Consider the following 417-nt stretch of genomic DNA (forward strand, 5'->3'; position numbering starts at 1 on the left):
ACTTGGTCGGGTGCCTCCGGGTTGAATTGGCGTTCCAACACGTTGGGCGCGGTCAGTGCCTGCGGCCCCAGACTGTGGTACTTGTGCCGCCGGTGCTGCCGCGCCCTGACGCCGGCCCGGCGCATCAGCGTCCGGGCGCGGTAGCGACCCACTGGCAGGCCGCGATTGGTCAGCTCCCTGGCCATCTTGCGAGAGCCACAGCTCCCCCGGTGGGACTGATGAATGCGACGAACCAGATCAACCTGGGCCAGCAGTTCCCGGTCAATCCGGGGCTCCCGGTGCAGCCAGGCGTAGTAGCTGCTACGGGGATAGTCCATCAACTGACACACCAACCGGATCGGAGCGACCTTCCCCAATTCCTGGATCACCTGTTCCGGTGATCGCTGTCCCGAATGAAGAAGGCGATGGATTTTTTTA

At 63.5% G+C, this 417-nt stretch carries 1 protein-coding gene; it reads right to left on the reverse strand.

The features are described from left to right. The coding region (locus G5A07_RS21170) for an IS3 family transposase (RefSeq protein WP_262405908.1) at positions 1 to 317 on the reverse strand (317 nt) is incomplete at its 3' end. Between the last annotated feature and the right edge of the window lie 100 nt (positions 318 to 417).

This window comes from Stenotrophomonas sp. AS012628 (assembly GCF_010608305.1).
Lineage (GTDB): Bacteria > Pseudomonadota > Gammaproteobacteria > Xanthomonadales > Xanthomonadaceae > Stenotrophomonas > Stenotrophomonas geniculata.